The organism is Enterobacter sp. CGMCC 5087 (assembly GCF_003144775.1).
Lineage (GTDB): Bacteria > Pseudomonadota > Gammaproteobacteria > Enterobacterales > Enterobacteriaceae > Enterobacter > Enterobacter cloacae_M.
This window is the reverse complement of sequence record NZ_QFXN01000111.1, coordinates 1-5070: the sequence shown is the minus strand read 5'-3', so window position 1 is coordinate 5070 and position 5070 is coordinate 1. Positions and strand designations below refer to the sequence as shown.

The following is a 5070-nucleotide window of genomic DNA, read 5'->3' as shown; positions in this document are numbered from 1 at the left end:
TTTACCGCCGGGAGCCCGGGTTGCCAGGGTGGTGGCGATTGAGCCACCCTGGCACGTTCACCGGTTATGTCGTTACAGAGTGGCAAGGAACATAAAGTGAACGGAATGACCACTACAGCCGTATGTTCCCCTCTCCCCAGAGGGGCGAGGGGATTATTTCGTGCCTTACCCCGTGCAGAAGCAAATTAAAAACTCAGTGGTGCTGTACCGCCACAATGTCGAGCAGATGACGGTCGGTTTGCTCAGGACATAAACCCGCCTGCTGCGCATTATGGATCTCATCCGCCAGCGTCTTCAGCAGCATGCCATCCTGCTGCTGCTCTTTGTCCATATCACGTAAGAATTTGAGCGTCGTAATGTCCTGCTGCGCTTTGGCTTCATCGGCCAGTTTGCTGAGCGTGCTGCAGCGTTGCTCGTACTCTTCAAGCGTTTTCTGAAACAGTTCTTCCAGGCATGAGTAGTTTTCATTGATCCCATCAAGGGCTTTAACGACAGGATTTGCCCCTGCGGCTTTCAGAAAATTGAAGACACGCATCATATTGGTGACGTTACTTTGCGCCTGCGAGCGAAAGAATGTAGCAGACCCCGTAAGACTATTCTCGGCACACCACGCACTTAAGTGAAGGTGCAGGTTCGAGGCGTAGAACTCAAGGTTCATCTGCGCGTTAAGTTTTTGCATCATCGTTTGGGTAGCCATACTCATATCCTTATTGACTGTGGGACGTGATGTCCGTTGCGTAACCTGAGCGCCAGGCAAATACGAAGATAAAAGCAGATATAGACATTCTGCCGTGAGCGAAGTCGACCGAAATTCACTTCCTGTGTTCGATATAAATAAGCATACCCTTGTCTTTGGTCTAAGAAAACTCTTAATTAGGCTGTGTTTACCATACATTACAAAGTCTAATATAGTACAGAAATAAAATTATCTCGCCATGAATTGAATGTGACTTAATGGCCTAATAATTAACGGTTTTTATCGTGATGGCACACTGTTACTCTTTCGAAAATATTAAGCTGGAATATTACTCCGGGAAAATGAGAAATACGGATTAATCATTTCGAATATATGATGTGTCAATAAAATTGCGCTAAATCAAATTCTGCGGAATAACGTTTTTTCAGGTGCGTTGTACATTCGTGATGAAAAACATGTTGACCCCCTTAACGCCAGGTGCCGTTTTGCCTGCTAAGAGGCATCAGGGATATCTTGGCTAATCTTATGGATAATTCTGCTTAACCCCTTTCCATTTGTCTGACAAATTCTGCCTTTTTTATGTCATTTTTCGCTGAATTTATGTACGCAATTACTGTAATTCTGCGGTGTGATGGGGCTCTCTTATGGATGATTAATTTCCCGCTAAAACTATCACCAGCAATAACGCTTATGACGAGGTAAGCGCTAATGCCTTGTTTTAAGTCCGATTAAATAAGAAGCACGCACTTATTCCCTACAGAAAAGATTGCTAAAGCTGGAGTTTACCATGCACAAATTTACTAAAGCGCTGGCGGCCATCGGTCTGGCTGCCGTTATGTCACAATCCGCTATCGCTGAGAATTTAAAACTCGGTTTTTTGGTAAAACAGCCCGAAGAGCCCTGGTTCCAGACTGAGTGGAAATTCGCAGATAAAGCCGGGAAAGATTTAGGTTTTGAAGTCATTAAAATCGCCGTGCCTGACGGCGAAAAAACCCTGAACGCCATCGACAGCCTGGCGGCCAGCGGTGCAAAAGGTTTCGTTATCTGTACTCCGGATCCAAAGCTGGGATCGGCAATCGCGGCGAAAGCGCGCGGTTACGATATGAAGGTCATCGCGGTTGACGATCAGTTCGTTAACGCCAAAGGCAAGCCGATGGACAGCGTCCCGCTGGTCATGATGGCGGCGACAAAAATCGGCGAACGCCAGGGCCAGGAGCTCTATAAAGAGATGCAAAAGCGCGGCTGGGATGTCAAAGAGACCGCGGTAATGGCTATCACGGCTGACGAGCTGGACACCGCCCGTCGTCGTACTACCGGTTCAATGGATGCGCTGAAAGCGGCCGGTTTCCCGGAAAAACAGATCTATAAAGTCCCAACCAAATCCAACGATATCCCGGGCGCTTTCGACGCCGCGAACTCTATGCTGGTCCAGCATCCGGAGGTCAAACACTGGCTGGTGGTCGGCATGAACGACAACACCGTGCTGGGCGGGGTACGCGCGACGGAAGGCCAGGGCTTCAAGGCGCCTGACGTGATCGGGATTGGCATCAACGGCGTTGACGCCGTCAGCGAGCTGTCCAAAGCGCAGGCTACCGGCTTCTACGGTTCTCTGCTGCCGAGCCCGGACGTTCACGGCTACAAATCCAGTGAGATGCTCTACAACTGGGTAACCAAAGGGGCCGAACCGCCGAAATTTACCGAAGTGACCGACGTGGTGCTGATTACCCGCGACAACTTCAAAGAGGAGCTGGCGAAAAAAGGGTTGGGCGGTAAGTAATACGCGGTGATTGTGCCCCTCATGCTTCGTGAGGGGCCAGACGTACACACTACAGGAATCACGGAGACGTTATGCGACAGTCTGATCCGTATCTCTCTTTTCGCGGCATCGGGAAAACTTTCCCCGGTGTTAACGCGCTGACCGATATCAGCTTCGACTGCTATGCCGGCCAGGTTCACGCCCTGATGGGGGAAAACGGCGCGGGGAAATCCACGCTGTTGAAGATCCTCAGCGGCAACTACGCGCCTACGGCCGGCACGCTGGCCATTCGCGGCGAAGAGGTGGCGTTTGCCGATACCACGGCGGCGCTCAATGCCGGGGTTGCGATCATCTATCAGGAGCTGCACCTCATTCCTGAGATGACCGTGGCGGAAAACATCTATTTAGGACAGCTCCCGCACAAAGGCGGCGTGGTAAATCGTTCGCTACTTAATTATGAAGCGGGGCTGCAGCTTAAACACCTGGGTCTGGACGTCGATCCCCAGACGCCGCTGAAATATCTCTCCATCGGCCAGTGGCAGATGGTTGAAATTGCCAAGGCGCTGGCGCGTAACGCCAGAATTATCGCCTTCGATGAGCCCACCAGTTCGCTCTCTGCGCGTGAAATAGAAAATCTGTTCCGCGTGATCCGCGAATTGCGTCAGGAAGGCCGTACGATTTTGTATGTCTCGCACCGCATGGAAGAGATATTTGCCCTGAGCGACGCCATCACCGTCTTTAAAGATGGGCGCTATGTGCGCACCTTTACCGACATGCAGCAGGTTAACCATGACCAGCTTGTTCAGGCGATGGTCGGACGCGAGCTGGGTGATATTTATCACTGGCAGCCTCGTCAGTATGGCCCTGAACGTCTGCGCCTGGACAGCGTCAAAGCGCCGGGCGTGCGCACGCCGATTTCGTTATCCGTTCGCAGCGGCGAAATTGTCGGCCTGTTTGGTCTGGTGGGGGCGGGGCGCAGTGAATTAATGAAAGGCCTGTTCGGCGGAACCCGTATTACCGAAGGGCAGGTTTCTATTGATGGTGAACGGGTCGATATCCAGAAACCGGCCCACGCGATCGGGGCGGGCATGATGCTCTGCCCGGAAGACCGTAAAGCCGAGGGGATTATTCCGGTGCATTCGGTACGCGACAACATCAATATTTCCGCTCGCCGCAAGTTTATTCGCGCAGGCTGCCTGATAAACGATGGCTGGGAGTCGAGCAATGCCGACCACCATATTCGCTCTCTGAATATTAAAACGCCGGGTCCGGAACAGCTGATCATGAATCTGTCAGGCGGAAACCAGCAGAAGGCGATTTTAGGCCGCTGGCTGTCCGAAGATATGAAGGTCATTTTGCTCGACGAGCCGACGCGCGGTATCGATGTGGGGGCAAAACACGAGATTTATAACGTGATCTATGAGCTGGCAAAACGCGGCGTGGCGGTGCTTTTCGCCTCCAGCGATCTGCCGGAGGTGCTTGGCGTGGCCGACCGCATTGTGGTGATGCGTGAAGGCGAAATTGCCGGTGAATTACTTCATGAACAGGCGAATGAACAACAGGCGTTGAACCTCGCCATGCCTAAAGTCAGCCAGGCTGTCGCCTGAGTAAGGAGTTAATGATGTCCTCTGTTACTACATCCGGAGCGCCGAAGTCGAAGTCGGCGCTGAGTTTTGGACGTATCTGGGATCAGTACGGCATGCTTGTGGTCTTTGCCGCGCTGTTCCTCGCCTGCGCGATCTTTGTTCCTAACTTTGCCACCTTCATTAATATGAAGGGGCTGGGGCTGGCCATTTCCATGTCCGGGATGGTGGCCTGCGGGATGCTGTTCTGTCTGGCCTCCGGCGATTTTGACCTGTCGGTGGCGTCGGTTATTGCCTGTGCGGGCGTCACGACGGCAGTGGTGATCAACATGACGGAGAGCCTGTGGATTGGCGTTCTGGCTGGTCTGCTACTCGGCGTCATCAGCGGTCTGGTGAACGGGTTTGTTATCGCACGCCTGAAGATTAACGCTCTGATCACCACGCTTGCGACGATGCAAATTGTCCGCGGGCTGGCCTATATCATCTCCGACGGTAAAGCTGTTGGGATTGAAGACGAGCGCTTCTTTACCCTGGGTTACGCCAACTGGCTGGGGCTGCCTGCGCCAATCTGGCTGACCGTGGCCTGCCTGATCCTGTTCGGCTTCCTGCTCAACCGGACCACCTTTGGCCGCAATACGCTGGCGATTGGCGGTAACGAGGAGGCCGCTCGTCTGGCCGGGGTACCGGTGGTGCGAACCAAGATTATTATCTTTGTGCTCTCAGGGCTGGTTTCTGCCGCCGCGGGAATTATTCTTGCGTCGCGCATGACCAGCGGCCAGCCGATGACCTCTATTGGTTACGAGCTGATCGTCATTTCGGCCTGCGTTTTAGGGGGCGTTTCCCTCAAGGGCGGCATCGGAAAAATCTCATATGTGGTTGCCGGTATCCTTATTTTGGGCACCGTAGAGAACGCCATGAACCTGCTGAATATTTCGCCGTTCTCGCAGTACGTGGTGCGTGGCCTGATCCTGCTGGCAGCCGTGATTTTCGACCGTTACAAGCAAAAAGCGAAGCGTACCGTTTAGTCCTTTTCC

At 52.8% G+C, this 5070-nt stretch carries 4 protein-coding genes; 3 read left to right on the top strand and 1 reads right to left on the bottom strand.

What is annotated here, in order from left to right; genetic code table 11:
* Positions 1 to 193 precede the first annotated feature (193 nt).
* The gene (locus DEO48_RS11150) at positions 194 to 697 is read right to left on the bottom strand and encodes a non-heme ferritin-like protein (RefSeq protein WP_109845192.1); all 504 of its coding nucleotides are present in this window, start codon (positions 695 to 697) and stop codon (positions 194 to 196) included.
* Positions 698 to 1484: 787 nt separating this feature from the next.
* Between DEO48_RS11150 and araF the strand changes: the two genes are divergently transcribed.
* The 3 genes from araF (at position 1485) to araH (ending at position 5061) form a co-directional block, all read left to right on the top strand.
* Positions 1485 to 2474, top strand: a complete 990-nt coding sequence (gene araF / locus DEO48_RS11140; RefSeq protein WP_008500409.1) for an arabinose ABC transporter substrate-binding protein AraF — start codon at positions 1485 to 1487, stop codon at positions 2472 to 2474.
* A 71-nt stretch (positions 2475 to 2545) separates the two neighbouring features.
* Positions 2546 to 4060, top strand: coding sequence for an L-arabinose ABC transporter ATP-binding protein AraG (gene araG, locus DEO48_RS11135; RefSeq protein WP_109845191.1), 1515 nt, complete (start codon positions 2546 to 2548; stop codon positions 4058 to 4060).
* A 14-nt stretch (positions 4061 to 4074) separates the two neighbouring features.
* Positions 4075 to 5061, top strand: a complete 987-nt coding sequence (gene araH / locus DEO48_RS11130; protein ID WP_023312268.1) for an L-arabinose ABC transporter permease AraH — start codon at positions 4075 to 4077, stop codon at positions 5059 to 5061.
* The last annotated feature ends 9 nt before the right edge of the window (positions 5062 to 5070 follow it).

Bases quoted from the DNA above. Each gene is read 5' to 3' on its own strand.
- araG (WP_109845191.1), top strand. From the start codon at position 2,546: ATGCGACAGTCTGATCCGTATCTCTCTTTTCGCGGCATCGGGAAAACT.
- araH (WP_023312268.1), top strand. From the start codon at position 4,075: ATGTCCTCTGTTACTACATCCGGAGCGCCGAAGTCGAAGTCGGCGCTG.
- DEO48_RS11150 (WP_109845192.1), bottom strand. From the start codon at position 697: ATGGCTACCCAAACGATGATGCAAAAACTTAACGCGCAGATGAACCTT.
- araF (WP_008500409.1), top strand. From the start codon at position 1,485: ATGCACAAATTTACTAAAGCGCTGGCGGCCATCGGTCTGGCTGCCGTT.